Below are 22,082 nucleotides of genomic sequence, written 5' to 3' on the forward strand. Positions count from 1 at the left end.
GTGAGTGACAATGTTCAATTAATATTAGATACATATAATTCAATATACTTAATTTTGGTAAGTGTCTCCGTTGTCATGGGGTTGATTTCAATTATCATGGCTGGGTTAACACTAATTTATAGAAGAACTAATCCAAGTCGATTCAGCTACTCTTTATCAATTTCTTTATTTATATTAGGCGGTTTATCCTTCTGTGCATCAGGGATCTTTATTAACTCTAGAGAGACATTTTTCCCCGGAACGGGAGGAGTCACAATTGGTGAGTTTTCACAATCACCTATGGATGCACAGCTATTGGCGCAACAACTGGGTATGGTGCATGGTAATCAACCGTTTATTATAATGGTGATGTTGTTAGCAATAAAACTTTTTGGTTTTTATCTTATAATAAGGGGCTGTACAAGACCAATGAAATCGTACTTTACTGGGCAGCCATTTAATTTTATGGTCTCTATAAAATATTGGTTTCTAGGATTTGTTTTAATAGCAATTCAACCTGTATCCCATTCTTTGTATACTTGGTTTCAACAGGCATTTCAGGTGAGTGTATGAAAAAATATGCTGTACTGTTACTTTTTATTATATATTCAATCTCAATTTCGCATGGTTTTTGTAGACTTCCATATGAACCATGGGATCCATTTTGTACCTCAGTCCCATCTTCACAGTCTGACGCTCATGCTATGATTAATGGTGGAATTATACAGAAGGCAAATGGTATTAAAGCAAATCCTAATTTGGCTGACAAATTACATGAAATTGGCTACGAGGTTAGTGGTATAAACATTGCGTTACAGCAAAAAGGTGTAGAGTTTTGTGCTTGGCTTGGATATCTTACGCAAGATTATTATAATTATATTCTAACGAATAAAGTTATTAGTCATGAGCATAGTAACTATTATGTTCCAGATACACTAACATATTCACCAGAAAAAACATTTGATTATTCAGTTCCAACAAATTTTAAGTATTTCTATATTCCATACACACAATCATGGAGGAAAGCATATTGTGGTATGTGCTACATTCCACAGAAAGACACTATTGGTATTGCTAAATTGTTTGTTAATAGTATGCAGACGTGGATAGATTTAGTTTTAAATACTAAGAATGAAGAAGTTGCAGGATCTATAGATGGGTTAAAAAAACAAATTGATTCATTAAAAGAAAAATATAAAAAAATGAAAGAAATTAAGCCTGAACAGGTGATTAGCTGGTGTACGCAGGAATATCAAAGCTACTTAAAGAAACAATATTTTTGCAGTTATTCAAACAACAATAGCGTGTGTAAACCTTTTAATAGTGGGAGATTATAATGAAGTGTGGATTTCTAACAAAAACAAATATTATATTAAACGTCATCTGTTTGAATTTTCTATTTTCTTTGTCATATGGCTTTGACTATAACTCGGGAGGAATGAGTGTTTCAGGGGGAGGCTCCTGCCCAATATATAGTGGTGGAAAGGCGTATGACACTAATATATGTAAGCAGCTTCATCAAGGAATAAGTCTTGATAACAGCTTCTTTGATGGGTTAAAGCAAGGCTGTGGTGCTGATTTATCCTTGCCTGGACTAGGGACTTTAAATGGCAACCTCGATACTATATTTTCTGGCGGTGATGCATGTCAGGTGTTAAATAATATTACTGGGAAAAAGCTAAGTGATGCTTTATCTGCAATTAAAGGATTTGGTTAATGTTATGAGATATGAAATTAACAGGTCTAAAGATATTTACGTAGAGCCGGAAGAAATAGATGCTTCATATGTAACAAGAAAGGCATTATGGATTAATTTTATGCCGCCAAAAACGGTAATTTTAATTGTAATCTTAGTGTTGTTTTTCATTGCTAGCATATGGCTATCAATCTCTAAATTGTGGTCGTTATTGTTCTTATTGATGATTGGCTATGATTTTTATATCTATAGAAGTAACAAGACATACAGGTCACTAATAAGGAAGTATATTAGATATATTAAAACAGGAGACGTGCTTTATACTAGAAAAGTTAGGAGCAGCATACATCGAAGACGTCAAGGTTAGTTATTTTTTATTAATTGTGTTTATACATTGGTGTAAATGCGGTGGTTCATACAATATGTTGTATGACCTAAATTGAGGCAATCTTTTTGAGTGGGTAAACGTAATGGCATTAATTGATACATTGATTGAAGTATTGATAAACTTTAAAAATATTGAGATTGAAAATTATATTGAACATAATGGAATGATAAAGCATAGCTGTGGACTCGAATCTATTACTAATCACTTTGGTGACACTTTGATTACAGCATTTAAAGTTTTTGGGGTATCAACTCATGTGGCATCAGATTGGGAAAAGCATGCTGAAAAACTAACTAAATCGCTAACTGCTCTCCATAGAAATGAGGGACATAAAATTCATTTCGCGTTTGAGCAGAATCCTGAAAGAAAAAAGGAGGTATTTGATTTAAATAGAGAATCACAGAGAAAGTCGTGCCAGAGAATGTCTTTGGATCTGATAGATATTGCTGATTCTATTATAGATACTGCCGAATCAGAAACTACTTATCACAGCCTTCTCATGGTCATTGAGACCAATCGAAACTCTGTATCTGCAAAAACTTACCAAGAAGAATATGAAAAAAGAGAAAATATTCGGAAAAATGATACTTCTTTTAGTAAGCAGCTTTATGGTAATAAATATGCAATGATAGATAACAATGTGCTTGAGAGTATAGAAAGCATGCATGTTACCTTTATACATCAATATCTAGCGATTATATCAGAAACGATCAACACATCCCCTTTATCAGCTAAGGAAGCGGCACTTGAGTTTTATTTGATGCTTAACTCCTATGGAAAAGGTGTGGAGAATAAAAAAATTTCTACATATGATAATTATGAACCAAGGTATTCTGATCGCAATATATCTAAAATTTCTCAGATGGATGGGCTCGCACCATTATCATTAGGATTGCAATACTTTGAGACTAAAAGTATTTTTATACCAAAAGATGCTCAAGACTTAGTAAATGTTGGTGATCGGTATTACTCTATGTTTAGTTTGAGCCGCCCTCAAAGCATGATGAAAAAATTTGATGACCTTTTAAGGGATATTCCTTCTGATTTGCCATTTAGATATACGATGACAATTATAACTGGTGTAAAAGAGTTAATGGAAACTGTGCTACCAATAAAAAAATCATATATGGCATTTTTTGCTCAATCAGGAGCGTACAACAGGAGAATAGAGCAATCTATATTGGGGTTGAGCCAAATAATAGAAGCTGATGGTGCAGTTAATCAAATGAGCTGTCACTTTGCTACTTGGGGAAGAACCATTTCGGAGGCAAAAGATCGATCAGAGATATTAAAAAGCCACATACAAGGTTGGGGCGATCCTGGAATATATAAGGAAACTGGTGACGCGAGATATGCGTTGTTTGAGAGTATTCCAAGCTTGTCGTTAAAACATACTTGTGAATTAATACCAATGACCTTATACAGAATTATAATGATGGCACCAATCACAAGGCTGTCATCTCCTATAGAGCATGGGCATTATAGTTTAATAACAGCTCAAAACACACCGTTCCAATGGGAGTTTGGAACATCATTGCTAACTTACTGGGTAGAAATTGTCATTGCAGAATCTGGATATGGCAAATCTGTGTCTGTTGCATCTAAAATTATAAGGTTTATTTTGAATTGTAACTCAAATGAAATACCTATGATTGGGTTTATTGATGTAAAAAAATCATTCGGCCTTGTAATAGATATGCTGAAAGATGCTCTACCAACAGATAAGCGGAGTGAAGTTCAAAGTTTTAAGGTTCCTGCGTCAATATTTTCAATCAACGATATAGAGAACGTTGAAGATTTCTTTTGCTGCAATCCCTTTGACACAATATTAGGATCGAGAAGACCAACAAACAAACAGTTAAGTTTTTTAAAATCGCTGATGTATGTACTGTTTTCTGGAAGTGATGGTGATTTGGATGAAACAATTAAAAGTATTATAGATGATGCGATTGTCAAAGTATATGATACATCAATGATTGCAGAGCATGCAGAGAAATACTCAATTGGAGTTGATAAAGAAATTGATGAGTTTCTATCTAAAATAGGAGCAATAAGCATCACCAGTAAAAATGAATATCAAGCTGGTAAGCTATTTTTAACAGATGGTAATTTAGATGGCGAGCTTGAGTTAACATGGTGGGATGTGGTAGATACATTATTTTTAGCAAAAAATTATGCTTTAGCTGCTAGAGCGCAAAAAAGAGCAGTGCCAAATTTTATGTCATTTTCTAAAATTCTGGTCAAAAACAGAAGCTTTAAAGATAAGTACGATAGCATCAAAACATTAAAGACAGATAGCTATTGGGATTATTTTACAAGAAAATTGGAGACTATTCCCAAAAATTACCCATGGATGTCCACAGTAAGCACATCAGATTTTGATGAAGCAAGGGTTCTTTGTATAGATTTGGCCGAAATCATTCCTAAAGAAGCAGCTGCATCAGGAAATAGTGAACTAGTAAAACAGACAACATTAGCCTATATGGTGTTTACCAACCTAGTTACAATGAAATTCTATGGTGATAATAGCGGGGGAACAATTGATGCATATATAGAAAGTAACTATTACTTTGGAGAGAGAAAAATCAAAGATATGTACCATTTGCATCATAAAAAACAACTGTCAAAATTACAAGGCAGTATAAATTTATTTGGCATGGATGAGTTTGCACGAGCTACTTACAACAGCTATGCTACTGAATACATCCATTCAAGGCAGGTCGAAGGAAGAAAAGATAATATATATATGATCTTAATATCACAATATGTAGACCATTTTCCAAGTAAAATTTTGCAGGCTGCATCAACTATCAGTATTTTGTCAAAACAAAGTAAGAGAAGCATACAATTATTAGAAGATGCTGTTTCTTTTGAGTTAAATGATTACACTAAAAATTACTTAGAAAATCGAATACATGAGCCCACTTCTTCAAAAGGATCAACGATATTCATGTTAGCTAAAACTGCTAAATATCCAGTAGCTCAGGCTCTTAGATTCAAGTTATCATCTCAAGAGTTATGGCCTTTAACAACCAATAATCTTGAAGCGTCAATATTTATCCGATTAAGGAACGTCTTGGGTAGTCATCGATTAACTAGGAATGCGTTAGCAACAATGTTCCCTTACATGGGTATAAAAAATCATATAGATCAAAAAGTAAGAGTAAGCAGGGGGAAAATGACACGCGAAGATGCCATAGATGCTACGCTACAGGAATTAATAGAGATTGCAAATAGGTTAACTATAGAAAGTTGTGCAAGCCAGTAATCATTTTACGCTCAACCATATCTGACAAAAATCGCGTTTGAAAAATAGGCAACTGTCAGGTCAGGTCTAAACTTATACACCTAAAAAAACATATATCTGGGCATGACCAGATATGTACTATGTCTCGTTGTTGCTTATATTTTTCTTCTTTGATTTTCTTTTGTTGAGAGTTCCGCTAGATGATTTGATTAGTCTAGATATTTTTTGATAGGTTATATTGTTGATTAAGTCAGATTGATTTTTATTTTTTAAAAAGTTGTGAAGGTAACTTTCAATCTCTTTGGTCGTATACCCTTTGTCTGATAAGTTAAGTATAGATGGTCTAACTTGCTCAAGAAACTCTTCATACGGTTCCTTTTTTTCTTTTACGTCGACCTCGAATTGAGCAAATTCAGCGACTAAATCTTCAATTGTTATTTGAATATTATTTTCAACTTGCATTTAATATACCTTCTTATTGTTTTTGGTGGAGTTACATATTTTTTTCATCAGAAAACAACATATATCTAAAAAAAATACTGCTAGCAACAAAGATAGCTGTAAATATGAAATACAGTAATGAGGCTAAGAAGCTTGAGGTTGCAATTAGTATAAAAATCAAAGCAAATATAGTGGGAATCCAGAACAATGTTGTCCTGAAAGCATCTTTTAATCCAAACATCATTACTTTAGATAATTCACTTGAATTAACTTCAGATCGAATTGCAAATCGTTTCATATATTTTCTCCATTTTGTTATTAATTATTAATTGTGAATCATTAGCTTTAGGTTGTTTAACTGTTGTTAATTTATTATGATCGAGTGGATAAGAACTTGTAATTAAAGATAGTTTATCTGCATAGAATAGAGATTTCTTTTTGATAGGAAGAAGATATTCATTAGCCCCATCAATTTTAATATTAAAAAGGCATAATTCAGTAAAGTTAAGCTCTTTAATATTTAGATAATTTAAAAATAATGGTGAGTCAATTTTATCTATTAAATAGGTTTTAAATATTAAACCATATAAGTGTCTGATCAAAGACAAGTTGACTTCATTATTGGAGAGGTTTGTATCATAGAGTGATTCATTCATATGAACATCGAAATTATTTAGTACAGTATTATAAAGATTTAATGTATCAAACTTATTTAAATTGAATGATATGCATTTTTCCGATAGGTTAAAAGAAATAAATTCACGAGTATTTTTATCATTAAAAAATGGGATTACACCTGTAATGTTAGCATAAGCACTAATGATATTATGTAGCAAAAAATACTTAACATTCTTAACATTATAATATTGATCTTCATATAGAAAAACATATCTATATGAGTCATCTATGTATGATTCTATTACAGCTATAATTTCATCAATTTTCATAAGTATAGCCCTCATGTATGCTGTCAGTTATAAACATTATTCGTTTAACATAAAGCCACTCTATTGAGGCATTAATTGGAGATGAACTTTCAGATTTTTTGGCAGAGTACAAAAATAAACTATTCAGGTAATTGAATCTTGATATAGCATCGTGTGATTTATTAATTATAGTTATTGATTCAAACATAGAGCGATAAGACATAAGAAATTCATGCGTAAATCTATAAAAATCAATAAGACCAATGTCTGATAGTGCAGTTAGTATCAAAGCAAAGAGTTTTTCATTTGTTATTTTTTGATACATCTCGAGCGCATTGTTATAATCATAAGTATATAGGTACGATATATTTTTTAATATTTCGAGCAATCCAACGCCTTCAGACTTTAAGGGATTAATCCTGTCATTGAAGATTACTTTAATCAAATTTTTGGCATTGATTGAGTCAGTATGATCTATATGTATCTCATCTTTATATAGGCCTGAGTCGATGATAGCCTTAATAATGTCATCACTTTGCGGGTAAGAAAAATTAATCATATCACTTCGTAATAATTATTAACGTTTTATAATGGTAACCAATTAATGGGAAACATAGTAGTGATATGAAACAAGGTAATGACAGAGAAATAACTAACGTTCATCTTGGGTATGAAAAAATTGGGAGTCATATTTATGATCTTCTGAGTGCAGATAAAGTACAGATGACAAAGCAGATGGATAAAGCTGGGCTATTTCAGGGGAATGGTTTTTTAGTATCATTTGAGGGGAATGCTATATTTAACGAAGTTCAACAGTTAGTTACATCTGGAAAGTCCTCGGATATTATAAGTATTTTAGATAACTTGCCAAATAATGACTCACATCATAATAGTTTAAAAATGATGCTAATCACGTCACTATTATTGAATAACAGTAATGCGTATGAAATTTTCAACAAATATAAGGTTGGGTTTAAAAGTATAGAATTTATAGTTAAGCTCGTGCCAATAATTTTAATAAAAAGAGAGTCTATCCTTGATAGTAAGGTATATATTAATATAGTTCTAAAGTATATTGAATTAATAGATATATTCCCTGATTTAAAGGATATCATAGATGGATATATAAAAGCACTATTATTACTATACGTCATAGCATTTGAGGCTAAGTATGACTATCCATTTCTGTCAAAAGAAGCATATCACCTAAGAGATTTTGAAGGGCACTTTATGGTGATGTTATTTTCAGCTTTCTTTGTTAAAAATGATTGGAACCATTTTATAAAGATATATCATGAAATACATAATAAAGTATCCATATTTAATATGGAGAATTCCAATATTATAGATGATAGTTTTACAATCTGCTCTAATTCAAAAACAACATATATTATCAATTCAATACACCAGAGAATAAAAGAGCAAAATTTAAGTGGTATTGATTTGAGTGAGATAATCTACGCAGCTAATGTCTCAAGTTATATCAATGATGGTATTTTATCATTCATGAATAATGTTAAGGAGAAAATTGATTTAATTTTCTCTTGAGTTTTCAATATTATGACCAGGAGTGTTATTTAATATTTTTTCATATTGTTCACATTTTTTCTCTAGATTAAGAACTAATACTTTTAGATTTTCATTATCTCTAATTAATCTAGAGTATGACTCGTTTTTCAGATCATTAAATGTATTTTTCATGGCAATTGCAGTCAAATCATATAAATCATTTTTTTCAATTATTTTGAGATTGTCAGGGATTAGTTCAGTAGATATAACTTCTTCATTATTAAGTTTCAAAGAGTTATATGTACGCGGAGATGCCTTCCTAGTTGATCTATTAATTAATTTTAAAAACTCACTAATCATAGTTTTTTCACTCATTAAAGAACTTAGCTCACTAGCCGCATTATTTACTTGAGATTTTAAATCATTTAAATGTGCTACATTGTTATTGACTTCATTCGTTAGTTTATTTGCTAAATAATCCTCATTCTCATGGATAGACTCTTTAATCTTTATAAATTCATAAGCATATTTTTTAACGGCTTCATACGCATCATAAACAAGCTCATTTTTATAAGTTTGTATAGAATTAAATGTTTGCAAAAAGTCTTTATATGACTCAGGTTTGACATTGTCAATTCCATTTATAATATTTAAAAGACCATCTCTTATCTGCTTTATATCTTGCTTATCATTTTCAAGTGATGAAAGTAGTTCAGATACGGTCTTTTTCTTTCTATTTCCGGTGAGTTGTCTCATTCCTTCTTGGCGTTTATGAAATCCGAGTCCTGAAAATGAATCACCCACATTACTTTGCATATCAGATAGAAACTTCTTTTTTAAAATATTACCAGAAATAGATTTATAGGTTTGATTATCAAAGTTTGAGTTTAGAAAATGAAAATGCCATTTATGCTCATCTTTGTGCAATACAATATAAAAATTAACTGAATTGGTTTCCTTTGTAAATTTATCAACAAAGTCTCTTGCTGCATTCATCAATTGAATTTCATTTCGTGTATGAGGAGTTGCCTCGTCATTAAAATAAATAACTCCAGATATTACATTGTTTGCTTTTTTTTGAACTCTCTGTTTATAAGTACTTTCATATTTATGATAGCATTCAGATAGTGTCGCTTTAATATCACTTTTTAGTGAAGTATATATTTCAAGGTTTTTTGCTGAATATCCTCTGACTAAATCATAAGTAGAATTGCTTTTAGTATGATGTAATAGAATTCCTTTTTCATGATTATAGTGTGATCCAATAAGTCTTGAAACATCATGATAAACAGTGGCAGAAATTTTTCTTTGAGCTATGGCAGTAAAAAAAACACGTTCCATAAAATGATAATAGGGTCTCTAATAGGTTATAATATAGACCTTAATTATATATCTAACAATATCTTTATGGGATTAAATTAAAAATACACGTTTTATAATGCCCTGAACAAATATATAGACTATAATATCATTTTATTTTATTAAAAGATTATTGACTTATTAATCGCATGAATTCAACCAAGCTGTTGCCTTTACGTGTATGATTGCATCATTAAGTGCCTTTTTTAATATAGGAGACTTATCAATGTCATCAAGGCTTAAGTTTAAAGAGCTTAAGGTGTCACCAACTTCCTGAGAATATACATATTCATGATTATCTAGCTCATAAATAAACGCGCTTAAAGCGAATTCATACTCCTTCATATTTTCATTTTTTTCATGCTCATGTCTTTTAAAAAGACCTGCTAAAGCCTTTTGATCAGTCTTTTTAACTATGCCGCCAAATCCAAAGGAAACAACTTCATTTAGTTTTGCGTCTAACGCGTCAAGTGCTACATTGAGTTGACTTTTACTAAATGCATACGCCATAGGTATGGAATCTAATTCATTTCTGTGTTTTTGCATAAGGTCTTGATAGTTCATAATTATTCCTTGTTGGTTAAACCGTTAGCCTTTCGATTAAATTAAAGTATATCACAATATACTATAAAGGAGAGGTTAAATTGCAAAAAAAATCACTTGGATTAACTTCGATGAAACCTTAAATGATGGGTTAAAAAGAACAGCTATCATAGTATGATGATCTTATTTTCTCCATCTCTCTAGGTAGAGGTTGATGGTCATCATTTAGTGGAGAGCATGGCTCCCCATAGTCTTTTGTTCTACTGTAGATTTTTCCGCTCACAATGCAAAATAATTGCTCAAATCCATAAATTTTAATTAGGATTCTATCCCAGTCATCAAAGCCTATTATTTTGGCTGTTTTACCATTTTTTAGTTTGTATATGTTTTCATTCTTCATTTCATAAATTCCTAGTAATAACTTTATTATTTTTGCATTTAAAATCTACTGAACAGAGGTTAGTGATATTGTGGTGCTTATTGCCTTTTCTAAGGCTGTTCATGCTATTTAAATAGCTGGTGCAATTGCTGGTATATTTGTTTTAATAACTCTTGTTAAAAGGGCATTAAAACAAATAATACAGATTAATTAGGCGTAATCAGAAAATCGTTTGGGACTTCCATCCCATAAGCTTAACCATAAACCTTTCTTATATGAACCCAATTCATTATTTGAACGATATAGCATTCTAATTGGTGGATTACTTTTAATATGATCTTTTCGAGGTGTGATTTTACCGACCATACTTTTTTGACCTTCATATATTTTATTGGTTTCAAGCTCTCTTAACCAAACACTTTTTTCTGTTGCCCTTAGCACTTGATAGAAATCCACATTAGTTTGTTCATAGCCCCAATTATGATAAAAAACTAACCCTGTTAAATTTTCGCATGTGCTGAAAGCATTATTATCAAATAATGATACTTCATTTAGTAGTTTGGTAATTTCATCTTTATTTTTATTACGAAACACATCGCCATTGAGATCGCCAAGCATTTTATAATCTAATGTTTTTGGATTTATTATAAAGATAGCAGCTTCATATTTATGAGGATCAGAATACTCTGGGACAACGCTCAGCATATAGCCATTACTGAATGAAAGTTTTGCTTGCAATCTTGTTTCAGATATCCCAACGTCATAAAATATTAAATCATTAAACGTATACATACGAATCTCCTTATTGGTTAAACCGTTAGCCTTTTGACTAAGCTAAAGTATATCATGATATACTATTAAATCAATGAGTAATTATATGAAAATAGATAAAAAATACTGTGAGTATAGCCAACAAATAGATAGCAATAATTCACATGGTCTAGAATAATATATTCAGATTTAAATTTGATAAATACACGTTTTTTAAATTGTGGAAACGATGATTAGATTACCTTGAAGATTATCCTCTGATGTTGCGATATTGCTATAAAACCTAGGCGCATTTAGCATTGTTGAATACTTTCTTTACCTTGCCATATAGTTGCATGTATAAAACCTTTTCCTTCTTTCTGTTTTTCAGATCCTCTTGTAACTCATCTATATAAATCGCAAGATATTCTAAGTGGCTCAATAAGTTGTTTTCTAGATGATTTAATAAATATTCTAATAGTCCGTCGTTTAAAGTGGGGGCGGCAATAAGTTCGCTTATATATTCTAGAAGCTTGCTAGGCGTATTTGTGGCGTCCGTTATCTGATTGCAATTGATTAGCATAATATGTTCCTGACTGATATTCTTTAATGAAATTATTTCTGACCTTCAATGATTAGGCTGCTAATTTTGCATATAACAGCTTTATATCTTCTGTTTGAAAAATTATTATATAGCTTATTTAAATAAATTGTTTTCTGTACTTATTCACCCCCATCACCTGCTAATTTATCTAAGCTTTGCATAACAAGCCTAGCCTGATAAGATGCATTAGGTGTAAGCTTCCGTACCCAAGCGCAAGCATAACGTGACCACTTAAAGCCGTTGCGCTTTAAAATGTCGCGTACTTCTTCGCTTGGCTTGCCGTCAAACTCAAACATAACACGCATTTCTTCGGGGTCTTGCGTGCATTTGTAGCCGTTTTTTTCGACTTCTTGCGTGCTTTTGTCTGCGTACTTCTCTAAAAGCTCTAGCCGCTGTTCTAAGCGTCTAATTTCTGCGGTGTCTGTCTTGTATGGTTGTTTCATCAAATAGTACGGCACCCAATGACTAGATGATATCAATACTCTGTATAGCTTTTTTGCTGCTACTTCGTCCACTTGCTTAAAATCTTTAATTGCATAATGGCAAGCTTTTCTTTCTTCCTCTTGCAAATATGAATATTCACCATATTTACTTATGGTTTTTCTTGGCTTGGCTATTTTATTGAATATTTTGCGCCACTGCTTATTAATATCTTTCATGCGCTCATTTTCTGATTTTAAGCTTTCGATTTTTTCCTTAATCTTCTCGGCTGCCTCTGGGTCGTAGTTTGATATCCCGCCTTTGCCGACAGATTCCGCCTTTTGTGCGTAGTATTCTGCCTTGTCTTGCGCTGCAACAGCTTTATCCATCTTTGCGCCTATTTTCGCCCTATAGCTGCGGTCGCTCTTTTCTGAATGGTGACCTACTAGAATAGGCTGACCGAAAGGAATCGCACGCGCCATTTTGCTTGATTCTTCTGCTAGTTCATTAGATAGGTGAGCTAATTCTTGAGCTTTTTCTTTGTAACGCTGTTTTCTGGCTTCTTGTCTTTCTTCGTAGCTGTTCATGCTGTAAACCCTCCTAAGTTGCTAACGTCACGCTTTAAAAATGGCGTTATTGATACTATGTTGCTTTGTGTGTTGATAATGGCTGTTTGCGTTGGCTTCACTGCGTTTTTAGCTTCTGCTTGAGCATATACCTTATCATAAGCAAAAACATCGTCTAATCGATCTTTAAGGGTTATGTAATTATTTCTTAAAACGTTTTTTTTAAATAGTGCTATCATATATATTCCTTATTGGTTAAACCGTTAGCCTTTCGACTAATTAAAAGTATATCAAAATATACTATAAAATCAATGGCTAATTACAAGAAAACAGTTAAAAATCTCTGTACGTATAACCTGCAAATAGATAGCAATAATTTACATGACCTAGGATAATATATTCAGATTTAGATTTGATAAATACACGTTTTTTAAAAATGATAGCAAACCATGCTTAAAATTAAATCGTTCATGCTGTAAATCCTCCTAAGTTGCTAACGTCACGTTTCAAAAATGGCGTTATCGATATGATGTTGCTTTGCACGTTATCGATATGATGTTGCTTTGCACGTTGCTAACGGCTGCTTGCGTTGGCTTCACTGCGTTTTTAGCTTCTGCTTGAGCTATTACCTTATCACGATCAAAAACATCGTTTAAGCGATTCCTAATGTGTGTTTGACAGCTTTTTAAAAAGTTATGTTTAAATAGTTTTATCATATAGTTGGCTAGTCAATTCCCATTCTTCTTCTTTTTCTGTAAGTTCACTCTGAATATCTTTTACGTCAGTTTCAATATTTTCCAAGTGTGAAATGGTTCTTTAACAGACTTATCATAGATTCCTTTGCCTTCTCTTATATATTTCATATATTTATGATATTGATAACTATTAAGCCTTACATAGCAGGTATGTCTATTAATAAAAAGATCATTGCGTACCATTAAGCCAAGTTCTGACTCAAGTTCTTTAGCGTATTCCTTCGCTTCATACATACTGTCAAATATAGTCAAATCAATTTTGCCTGTATCTTGAATAACGCTGACTATTTCTGTGTAAGTCGATTCCGGGGGCATATATACTCGAGGATCGTCACAGCCTAGGACTTTTCTGCCAGTGAATCCACCATGCTTCTGAAGTTGGAAATAAGCATCTTCCCTAAGTTTTATATCAAATGTATCTAGATTAACAAACAATTCATTATGTTCTGATTTCATTCGGCTATAGTAATTATCAGCTTCGATTAAATTATCAAATACAGTAAAATTTATTTTGGCATTATCATGCATAACGGTAACTACAGCTGTATCCATTTCATAAAGATAATATTTTTTTGGTATTGTTTGGTTGCTCATGCGCTCACCTCCCTTGCTACTTTGCTAGAATTTCCCAAGGAAATAACTTTGTTTAAGCCGTCAACGTATAGCTGATCATTGAAAATAATGTGCGCGTTGCCGTTTTTGCAAAACTTTATGTTAAAGTACAGACTTTCAAAAAGTTGATCAAAGCCTTTATGATCTGAAAGTTTGGCGCTCACCATTTCACCACGATGGTTTTTTGCTTGCTTACCTGTAATTACATCTAAGCACCGCTCCAAGTCGTTTAATTCATTCGTAAAATTATAGCCAACACTGAGAAAGCCAAAGCGTGAATCACAAGCCATTGATTTGATAATTTTTTTGCCAAACTTTAAAGGCTTATTTGTCTTATAGCAGTAAACATTTAATGATTTTGCAACGTCTAAAACCGACTGTTGGAATATGCTTCCTTTGTTTGCGTGCAACTCTTCAAAAGTTGAAATAATGTTTTCTCTAGTGGCTTCTGGAAAGTCATTACCGTAATTTACTCTGCTGCGCCAGTCACTTTGCGATTGTGCGCTCATAAGCGAAAAAAGGTTAGTTTTTTCTGCTAGATGCATCCAAATTGTACGATCAATATTTTTTATGGCATCGCTGTCATTTTTTTCTTGATAGTCTAACGAATCCCTATCGCGTCCATAGTTTTTAATATGGTCTTTTAGGCTGCCCATATTTAACGCTGCATAGGATTCGTTTTGCTTTCTAATGTATTTACGCGTTTCTAAACACATTTCAATCATACGTTGACGCTTTGCTAAAAGCTCATCAAGATCACAGCTTAAAATTAAATCGTTCATGCTATAAAACCTCCCAAGTTGCTAACGTCACGTTTCAAAAATGGTGTTATCGGTATTATGTTGCTTTGCACGTTGATAACGGCTGCTTGCGTTGGGTTAACTGCGTTTTTAATATACCTTATCACGATCAAAAACATCGTTTAAGCGATTCCTAGTGGGTGTTTGACAGCTGTTTAAAAAGTGATGTTTAAATAGTTTTATCATTATAGTTTCTCCAGTAAAAAATAAATATTTTAGGAAGGTGGATTTAAAGCGATAAGCCTAAGAGTTCTTATTATTGAATACAGTCACTGTTTTATCATATAGTTGGCTAGTCAATTCCCATTCTTCTTCTTTTTCTGTAAGTTCGCTCTGTATATCTTTTACGTCAGTTTCAATATTTTCCAAGTGAGTTGCTAGATATTCCAATAATTCTTCGCTAGAGGTTGGCAGGTCATTGATATCGATGTCAATACATTCGCTTATAAACTTTAGAAGTTCTTGGGGAGTATTGGGGGCGTCTGGGATATAGTTATATTTAGTTGTCATAGTATCTTTCCTTATTGGTTAAACCGTTAGCCTTTTGACTAAGTTAAAGTATATCATAATATACTATTGAATCAATAGATAATTATAAGAAAATAGATAAAAAATATTGTGAGTATAGCCAACAAATAGATAGCAATAATATGGTCTAGAATAATCTATTCAGATTTAGAATTGATAAATACACGTTTTTTAAAAATGATGGCAAGCCATGCTTAATGAGGATGATTGTCACGTACGGTTATGCAAGGGGCTGATCTGAAATGTTAGGATTAGTTGTGTATTCGCATGATCGTGAACACATTATTTGAGCTTTTTATCTATTATTTTTTTGTTAACCCATCTTTAGACTCAAATAGTATATGTTGGATTTCTTTTCGTAGATTTTTGGCTATAGGTTCGTTATCGAGCATACTATTTATTATATCTGCGTTTTTTCCTGTATATTCGGCTTTTGGCTCGATGTTTTTGGCTTTGCATATTTTTATGTAGGTTTCCTGAAATTGAAAGAGCAACTCTTGAGCAATACTTAAAGAAGTGTCTTTAGTTGTACTCAAGTTAAAATAATAGCTATTGTCAATTTGGTTTTTGCCAAAGGAATATTTTTCATTCTCAGTGCGATGATAATGTCTGTATAGCCTTAGCATGGCTAATTCGCTTCCTATAGCTGTAAGGTTATTACTGCTAACTATGTTTAGTTTAATATCTTCTTCAGCAATTAATTTCCAATCGTATAAGATTCTTTCTTTTTGTGCGTTTGTAACTTCTCTAGACATATTATTCACCATGGGTTGATTGATACTGTCAAAGCTTAAGCTTTTGGTTCGACTACTGTATAGCCTTTATCGTATTCTAAATAATTAGCGATGAAGACTGGATCAATAGAGTTCAACATATCGCGATCCTCGAATACATCGATGGGCTTTTCACCTAGTGCATCACCGATTTATCCACTTTCTTCAGGTTAACCCATATACCTTCGTTTTGACAGTGTGGTTGTTAAGTTAACTAGCTAACATAATGGATTTACGATAGTCTAACGGGACGGAATTTCTTATTAGCTGCTTTAACTTGCGTGCTTTTTGGTTACGCACAGAAACTATATGCGTATCTATAAATGCTTTAGCATCTGACATTAATCCAGACTTATTGTGATTATCATCATAATATCCAGAACATGAATCCAGTAATTCGTTTTTGTTATTGTAAACCATATATCCGTAAACAGAGCCGGATAGGTATGCATTATATATGCTTATTTCTTTATTAAGTAATTCTTGTGCATAGTTTAAATCTTGAGCAGATAGCCGCTTTTTTGAAAACCAACTCCTGAGATTGTCCTTTGTTACAAAAACAAACCCAATTTGCCCTGAATCTAACTGACAATGGAATGGGGTTGTATCAATTGTAATCCCTGAGTGATCGTAAAGGTATATAGGCTTGATGATAGCGATATCATGTTGCTTTATTAGTGCATTTTTAAGTTCCTCCCATGAAAGATAATCATTGTGATTATACTCATGTTCATCACCTAGGCTGTATTTCCGATGAAAACATATCATTTGTGATAAGTTACACCAGTCTCTAGGATTGTCATAATCATCACAAAGTGTGATTTCAATTTTATAATTTAAGTATTGTAGCATTTAATAAGTTCCTTTTTGGTTAAACCATTAGCCTTTCGACTGATTAAAAGTATATCATAGTATACTATAAAGTCAATAGCTAATTATAAGAAACAGATAAAAATCTCTGTAAGTATAACCTGTAAATAGATAGCAATAATTCACATGGTTTAGAATAATATATTCAGATTTAAATTTGATAAATACACGTTTTTTAAGATAAATAACGATAATTAAAATTGAGGTTATTGAGTAGGTGCTTTATTGGTCTATCGTGGTGGTATTCCATTATTTACCTAGTGCTTTTGAATTGTCTAGGTGCATTATATCAGTTATTTTAATTTGAAGCGTCCGCGCTATGACGGACAAAGGCGCACTTTGCTTTAACATTCGACTTTGCCCCCCCTGATGCTTGTCAAGATAAAAAACAATATTAAGCCGCTTTTGTCCTTTCGCTATCCTCTTCATAAACCGCTTTTAAACTAGCACCAAGCAAATAATTTAAAACTTTGGTGCTTTGCCTTACTGCTTCGTTAAAATCCTCATCAGTCAAATTTGTGAGCCAAGCATCAATATAGCAGGCATGGTGTTGTAAATCGGTTTTGATACCAAAATGTGCGCTTAACATAGCGCTGGATAGTTCTGCGACTAATTCCTCTTTGGCATAGCTTAATTTGCAATTTAAATCTACACTGCGGTTTAATCTTTTTGCGTGCATGGTGCTATGGGCTAACTCATGCAGTAAAACAGCTTTGTAATTCTCATCATTATCAAAATATTTTGAGGATGGCATTTTAATAATATCCAAATTTTGATTATAACAAGCTTGTCCTTGGTCATGTGTAATGATCTCGATATTTTGAGTATCAATAACAGCCTGTAAGTCATCATTAAAAACAATAGTGTTTTCTGTTTCGACTAAACTCGTTTGTGATAAATTAAAAACGGCATAATATTTCGGGCATAGTATGCTTACCTCGTAAGTGTCGCCTTTTTTGATAACGCTGTCGCCAGTTTTAAAATCATCTTGTGCTATTTTTTCTTTATCGTAAGTTGTAAAGAAAAAAACACGGCTTGATTTTTCGCCTTTGTTTACGCTGCCATTTAACGCTTTGATTTGTTTGAACGTCAACCATTGATTAGATTTAAAGTTATTTTTTAGTTGCGCCATGTAAAGATTTATCACATTAACGCCACTGTATAAATTGCCTTTTGCATTCACTGGCAATTTAGCGCAACCCTCACGATTAAAAACATCTTTCCAAGCCGCACCGCCATTTTTAATAATCTCTTTAATGCTTTGGGCGATGTCGTTTACTAAATCGTTATAGGTTTGTTTGGTGCTTTCTTTATTGTTTGCTGCTTTAGTTGCCATCTTATCTTTCCTTATTGGTTAAACCGTAAGCCTTTCGACTAGCTGAAAGTATATTGTAATATACTATAAAATCAATAGCTAATTATAAGAAAACAGATAAAAATCTCTGTAAGTATAACCTGTAAATAGATAGCAATAATTCACATGGTTTAGAATAATATATTCAGATTTAAATTCGATAAATACACGTTTTTTAACTGAGGTGATGCTGATATTGTGCCATTATTTTCAGTGACTCATTTAGCAGATGGATGTCTGAATATTCATCAGCTTTATTGATGGCAACACCAACTGATATAATAACAAAATTGACATATCTAAAAAGATATATATACTTAATGATATTGGCGATGCGTTAGGCTTAATATGTGGTAAGTTGAATATACAGACGAGTTTGAATTTTGGTGGAATACATTGAATGAAGCCATGCAGATTGACATTGATGCAAGTGTCCAGCTCTTGGAAAAAATGGGAATTTATCTTTCGTTTCCACACTCATCAAAAATAAACGAGTCAAAGCATTCACATATGCGTGAGTTAAGAGTGCAAAGTAAAGGTAAGCCAATCCGCATCTTATATGCTTTTGATCCTAAAAGACACGCCATTCTTTTAATTGGTGGGGATAAAACAGGTGATAATGATTGGTATGAAAAACATATTCCAATTGCTGACCGACTGTATGATGAGCATTTGCAAGAAATTAAACTGGAGGAATAAAAATGGCGAAAACATTCAACAACTTAAGAAATAAAATGTCTGATGATGCACAAAAAAAAGCAACCGATCAGGCACAAAAATTAATGGCTGAAATGCCCTTAAATGAGCTCAGGGCAGCAAAGCAACTTAGTCAGGAAACTATAGCCAGAATTCTTAATAAGAAACAAGCTAATATTTCTAGACTAGAAAAAAATACAGATATGTATATATCCACCATCAAGCATTATATTGAAGCGATGGGGGGGACATTAGAGATTAATGCTATTTTTCCAGAGGGTAAAGTCAAAATAAATCAATTCCAGAACATATAACTTTGTTTCAGGCTAATTTTTGTAGCATCATTATATTTTGATTGTGTAGCACACGGACATTATTAACTACTGGTTGGTAGTCCTCTTTGCTTTCAAACTCGTTAACTAATTGTTTGTTAGTCTCATCTAGTTCATTATATGGTTTATTAGCATACTCCATAGGTAAAAAGTTTTTAAGCTTACACGCTTCAATGTTAAAACGTCTGAGCAAATCCATATCCTTAAACTCAAGGTGAATAGTGCCTTTCTTAAAGATTGAGATATAAAAATATTCGGTGTCAATTTTACGGTTTTTCCCGTTATTAACTGCGCTTTTACATACTTCAACAATATCCTCTGGGTTTTCATTTTGATTTGGCTTAAAGTAATTCATCACTTTTTCCATATCTCTTAGGAAATTCCCCTTGAATTCATCTATTGAATAACTCCCAAGAAATGAATCATAATAAAATGGTAATATTACTTTTTTATTAATCTTGTAACCGCTGTTAGACTTCCACGCATTAAAATAATGGATATTGTCTTTATACTCTGAATAATCACGCCATCGATCATCACGCAACGCGTAATCGGTCATTTTATCAAAAAGCGATTCAATAGCATTATTAATGTGTTTTGGAAAATTACAAACAATGTTTAAAACAAATTGCCTTATGTTTCCTTCAGTAAACTCTTTGCAATAAAAAGTTCTGATATTTGCATTCATACGCTTAAGTTGTTCACTCGTTAAATATTTTTTCACCTCTGGTAATCTGGTTACCCTCTCCCAATATTCTATCTTAAGGTTATTAATGAATAGATTCTGCTGGGATCTCATTAAAGTTGTTAAGTTTCCATGTGTGGAGTTGGACGGATTTATGCTGTTACTACTACTATTATAATCGTCATTAATTTCTAATGTAAGATAATGGGAAACATATCTATAATTGCGATAGAAATCAATCAGGTGAGTAGTTACACAGTCTTTAGTTGCATTAAATGACGCTACTAAACCCGCATATCTATTTTTGGTAGTAACTTCATTGCATTCATGGTCTACGTTGATTACTACATCTGTCGGTTCTTCTTCAGTCAAGTCGCCAAATATTTCAGTCTCAACATCTCGCTGAATATTGATATAAATCAATGCTACTTCTACGTTAGTCTTGCGCTCCGCATCAATGAAAGCATTTTCTATATATTCTATATTAGCATTTAATCTGTTGAGCTTATTTATAAGGTCTTTGCGGCTGTTGGTATATGGATTTTTAATTGTTTCTGCATTTAATAAACAAACAATTTGACCACAAAACACAATATCAATTGCTTTGTGTAGGTGTCTATCTCCATCTGAGAATGGAAAGTTTGCCATAATTAAATCATAGTGCCATGTTCCGCTGTAACTTAAAAAATCAGAGTCAATAACGGAAATATCTTTATCTTTTAGTATCGCTTGTAATTCAGGCTCTATTTCTATTGCATGTATATTGTATTGATTGGTTGAGTTATTGCTGGTGCGTAATAGATTATTACGTCCAAATCTAGTTTTGATTTCATGGCTATCTATAGATGAAATTAAATCACCTTTGCCAGCACTAGGCTCGAGAATTGTTGTAACAGTACTAAACTTTACTTTATCAAGCATTCTGTGCGCTAATTCTAGCGGTGTTGGGTAGAAGTCTTTATTTATCATATTTTTCCTTATTGGTTTAACCGTTAATTTTAAAAAATGGCAAGTTGTTATTAGATTGAGTGCTTATAAGCTGATTTCCTTATGCTCAATAATTTTCGCACATTCATCGCCTTGGTATTCTTCGTCATAGCGTTTATAACTATCGTTATCACAACAGCCTTGATGCAAATCTTCCACTAAGCTCTGCATATCGCTGTAACGCTTTCTGATTTCTTGAAGTGGCTCTTTAGTGGTGATCAGGTAGGTTCTTGCTTCATGATTTAAAATTTTGTAGTGCAAGGTGATTTCATAGGTGTATTTGCTCATGCTAAAATCTCTGCTATTTCGTCCTCAATTTCTGGCAACATATAATGCAAAGCATCGCTGTTGGCATGTACATTGCCTATGCCAAAGTCGAAATTATCATCTAAAATTTCCATAATCTTGTAAGCTTGCTCATCACTAATCACTTTGTCATTGTCGCCATAGTCGGTAATCTCATCACGTATATCTTCAGCTGTGATCCAGTCAATGATTATTTTATCACTAGGATTGTGCATTTTATTTAAAAGCTCAATAGCTTTTTCAACGGTAAAGAATTGTGGGGTGCTCATATTTATTACTCCTTATTGGTTTAACCTTTAGTAGTCTTTCCGACTGCTTTATAGTATATCATAATATACCATAAAATCAAGGATGTGACTAAAAAATTCCTATATAATTTAGGCAAAACATAAGGTGCATATCAACAATATTTTGGGGGCGTAGTATTTAATTTTTCAATATAGATAATAATGTATTACACGTTTTATAAAACTTCGCTGTAAAACTTTTTTCCTTTAGTTGGGTGATATATGTTAGCGACAGCATAAACTTTAGGCTCAGCCAGAATTATTTTGCAAACCAACCAACATTATTTTGC

25 protein-coding genes are annotated in these 22,082 nt (G+C 32.6%); 7 read left to right on the forward strand and 18 right to left on the reverse strand.

The window, feature by feature from the left end; genetic code table 11:
- The 4 genes from DNJ75_RS15295 (at nucleotide 1) to DNJ75_RS03140 (ending at nucleotide 5,331) form a co-directional block, all read left to right on the forward strand.
- Nucleotides 1–552 carry a hypothetical protein gene (locus DNJ75_RS15295; protein WP_150468863.1) on the forward strand — a complete coding sequence of 184 codons (552 nt, stop codon included), beginning with the start codon at nucleotides 1–3 and terminating at the stop codon, nucleotides 550–552.
- A complete protein-coding gene (locus tag DNJ75_RS03125; RefSeq protein ID WP_117001726.1) occupies nucleotides 549–1,316 on the forward strand; it encodes a hypothetical protein in 768 nt (255 codons plus the stop codon). The genes DNJ75_RS15295 and DNJ75_RS03125 overlap by 4 nt, the downstream gene beginning before the upstream one ends.
- Nucleotides 1,316–1,696 (forward strand): hypothetical protein, encoded by a 381-nt coding sequence (locus tag DNJ75_RS03130; protein ID WP_117001727.1) that lies wholly within the window; start codon nucleotides 1,316–1,318, stop codon nucleotides 1,694–1,696. The genes DNJ75_RS03125 and DNJ75_RS03130 overlap by 1 nt, the downstream gene beginning before the upstream one ends.
- Before the next feature lie 449 nt (nucleotides 1,697–2,145).
- Nucleotides 2,146–5,331: a hypothetical protein gene (locus DNJ75_RS03140; protein ID WP_117001729.1), complete on the forward strand. Its 3,186-nt coding sequence runs from the start codon at nucleotides 2,146–2,148 to the stop codon at nucleotides 5,329–5,331.
- Between the two features lie 117 nt (nucleotides 5,332–5,448).
- Here the strand turns inward: DNJ75_RS03140 and DNJ75_RS03145 are convergent, their stop codons facing one another.
- Genes DNJ75_RS03145 through DNJ75_RS03155 form a run of 3 tightly spaced genes read right to left on the reverse strand, consistent with a single transcriptional unit; the run spans nucleotide 5,449 to nucleotide 6,698 of the window.
- Nucleotides 5,449–5,772: a hypothetical protein gene (locus DNJ75_RS03145; RefSeq protein ID WP_117001730.1), complete on the reverse strand. Its 324-nt coding sequence runs from the start codon at nucleotides 5,770–5,772 to the stop codon at nucleotides 5,449–5,451.
- A gap of 31 nt (nucleotides 5,773–5,803) precedes the next feature.
- Nucleotides 5,804–6,049 carry a hypothetical protein gene (locus tag DNJ75_RS03150; RefSeq protein ID WP_117001731.1) on the reverse strand — a complete coding sequence of 82 codons (246 nt, stop codon included), beginning with the start codon at nucleotides 6,047–6,049 and terminating at the stop codon, nucleotides 5,804–5,806.
- The gene (locus DNJ75_RS03155; RefSeq protein ID WP_117001732.1) at nucleotides 6,024–6,698 is read right to left on the reverse strand and encodes a hypothetical protein; all 675 of its coding nucleotides are present in this window, start codon (nucleotides 6,696–6,698) and stop codon (nucleotides 6,024–6,026) included. The genes DNJ75_RS03150 and DNJ75_RS03155 overlap by 26 nt, the downstream gene beginning before the upstream one ends.
- Nucleotides 6,699–7,301: 603 nt before the next feature.
- Between DNJ75_RS03155 and DNJ75_RS03165 the strand changes: the two genes are divergently transcribed.
- Nucleotides 7,302–8,225 carry a hypothetical protein gene (locus DNJ75_RS03165; RefSeq protein ID WP_117001734.1) on the forward strand — a complete coding sequence of 308 codons (924 nt, stop codon included), beginning with the start codon at nucleotides 7,302–7,304 and terminating at the stop codon, nucleotides 8,223–8,225.
- Here the strand turns inward: DNJ75_RS03165 and DNJ75_RS03170 are convergent.
- The 12 genes from DNJ75_RS03170 to DNJ75_RS03235 form a co-directional block, all read right to left on the reverse strand.
- Nucleotides 8,211–9,527, reverse strand: a complete 1,317-nt coding sequence (locus tag DNJ75_RS03170) for a relaxase/mobilization nuclease domain-containing protein (protein WP_117001735.1) — start codon at nucleotides 9,525–9,527, stop codon at nucleotides 8,211–8,213. The two genes, DNJ75_RS03165 and DNJ75_RS03170, sit on opposite strands and share 15 nt — an antisense overlap.
- A gap of 159 nt (nucleotides 9,528–9,686) precedes the next feature.
- On the reverse strand, nucleotides 9,687–10,109 hold the full coding sequence (locus DNJ75_RS03175) for a DUF7659 family protein (protein WP_117001736.1): 423 nt from the start codon (nucleotides 10,107–10,109) through the stop codon (nucleotides 9,687–9,689).
- A 130-nt stretch (nucleotides 10,110–10,239) separates the two neighbouring features.
- Nucleotides 10,240–10,488 (reverse strand): hypothetical protein, encoded by a 249-nt coding sequence (locus tag DNJ75_RS03180; RefSeq protein ID WP_117001737.1) that lies wholly within the window; start codon nucleotides 10,486–10,488, stop codon nucleotides 10,240–10,242.
- A gap of 189 nt (nucleotides 10,489–10,677) precedes the next feature.
- Nucleotides 10,678–11,259: a hypothetical protein gene (locus DNJ75_RS03185; RefSeq protein WP_117001738.1), complete on the reverse strand. Its 582-nt coding sequence runs from the start codon at nucleotides 11,257–11,259 to the stop codon at nucleotides 10,678–10,680.
- A 681-nt stretch (nucleotides 11,260–11,940) separates the two neighbouring features.
- Nucleotides 11,941–12,828 carry a DUF3560 domain-containing protein gene (locus DNJ75_RS03195; RefSeq protein ID WP_117001740.1) on the reverse strand — a complete coding sequence of 296 codons (888 nt, stop codon included), beginning with the start codon at nucleotides 12,826–12,828 and terminating at the stop codon, nucleotides 11,941–11,943.
- Nucleotides 12,825–13,046, reverse strand: a complete 222-nt coding sequence (locus DNJ75_RS03200; RefSeq protein ID WP_117001741.1) for a hypothetical protein — start codon at nucleotides 13,044–13,046, stop codon at nucleotides 12,825–12,827. Before DNJ75_RS03200 ends, DNJ75_RS03195 begins: the two co-directional genes overlap by 4 nt.
- Before the next feature lie 537 nt (nucleotides 13,047–13,583).
- Nucleotides 13,584–14,156, reverse strand: a complete 573-nt coding sequence (locus DNJ75_RS03210; protein ID WP_117001743.1) for a hypothetical protein — start codon at nucleotides 14,154–14,156, stop codon at nucleotides 13,584–13,586.
- Nucleotides 14,153–14,899, reverse strand: coding sequence for a DUF4942 domain-containing protein (locus DNJ75_RS03215; protein WP_157968180.1), 747 nt, complete (start codon nucleotides 14,897–14,899; stop codon nucleotides 14,153–14,155). The genes DNJ75_RS03210 and DNJ75_RS03215 overlap by 4 nt, the downstream gene beginning before the upstream one ends.
- Nucleotides 14,900–15,217: 318 nt before the next feature.
- Nucleotides 15,218–15,484, reverse strand: a complete 267-nt coding sequence (locus DNJ75_RS03220; RefSeq protein ID WP_117001745.1) for a hypothetical protein — start codon at nucleotides 15,482–15,484, stop codon at nucleotides 15,218–15,220.
- A 320-nt stretch (nucleotides 15,485–15,804) separates the two neighbouring features.
- Nucleotides 15,805–16,257, reverse strand: a complete 453-nt coding sequence (locus tag DNJ75_RS03225) for a hypothetical protein (RefSeq protein ID WP_117001746.1) — start codon at nucleotides 16,255–16,257, stop codon at nucleotides 15,805–15,807.
- Between the two features lie 228 nt (nucleotides 16,258–16,485).
- Nucleotides 16,486–17,127 (reverse strand): hypothetical protein, encoded by a 642-nt coding sequence (locus DNJ75_RS03230; protein ID WP_117001747.1) that lies wholly within the window; start codon nucleotides 17,125–17,127, stop codon nucleotides 16,486–16,488.
- Nucleotides 17,128–17,539: 412 nt separating this feature from the next.
- Entirely contained in the window at nucleotides 17,540–18,481 is a 942-nt protein-coding gene (locus DNJ75_RS03235) for an ArdC family protein (RefSeq protein ID WP_117001748.1), read from the reverse strand.
- Between the two features lie 414 nt (nucleotides 18,482–18,895).
- On the opposite strand from DNJ75_RS03235, the gene DNJ75_RS03240 reads away from it, so the two are divergent.
- The gene (locus tag DNJ75_RS03240) at nucleotides 18,896–19,198 is read left to right on the forward strand and encodes a type II toxin-antitoxin system RelE/ParE family toxin (RefSeq protein ID WP_224742232.1); all 303 of its coding nucleotides are present in this window, start codon (nucleotides 18,896–18,898) and stop codon (nucleotides 19,196–19,198) included.
- A 2-nt stretch (nucleotides 19,199–19,200) separates the two neighbouring features.
- Entirely contained in the window at nucleotides 19,201–19,509 is a 309-nt protein-coding gene (locus DNJ75_RS03245) for an XRE family transcriptional regulator (RefSeq protein WP_117001749.1), read from the forward strand.
- A gap of 7 nt (nucleotides 19,510–19,516) precedes the next feature.
- Here the strand turns inward: DNJ75_RS03245 and DNJ75_RS03250 are convergent, their stop codons facing one another.
- The 3 genes from DNJ75_RS03250 to DNJ75_RS03260 form a co-directional block, all read right to left on the reverse strand.
- Nucleotides 19,517–21,181 (reverse strand): DUF4942 domain-containing protein, encoded by a 1,665-nt coding sequence (locus tag DNJ75_RS03250; protein WP_117001750.1) that lies wholly within the window; start codon nucleotides 21,179–21,181, stop codon nucleotides 19,517–19,519.
- Nucleotides 21,182–21,244: 63 nt separating this feature from the next.
- Entirely contained in the window at nucleotides 21,245–21,487 is a 243-nt protein-coding gene (locus tag DNJ75_RS03255; protein WP_117001751.1) for a hypothetical protein, read from the reverse strand.
- Entirely contained in the window at nucleotides 21,484–21,774 is a 291-nt protein-coding gene (locus DNJ75_RS03260; RefSeq protein WP_117001752.1) for a hypothetical protein, read from the reverse strand. Before DNJ75_RS03260 ends, DNJ75_RS03255 begins: the two co-directional genes overlap by 4 nt.
- Nucleotides 21,775–22,082 lie beyond the last annotated feature (308 nt).

Source organism: Cysteiniphilum litorale (genome assembly GCF_003428165.1).
Classification (GTDB): Bacteria; Pseudomonadota; Gammaproteobacteria; order Francisellales; family Francisellaceae; genus Caedibacter; species Caedibacter litoralis.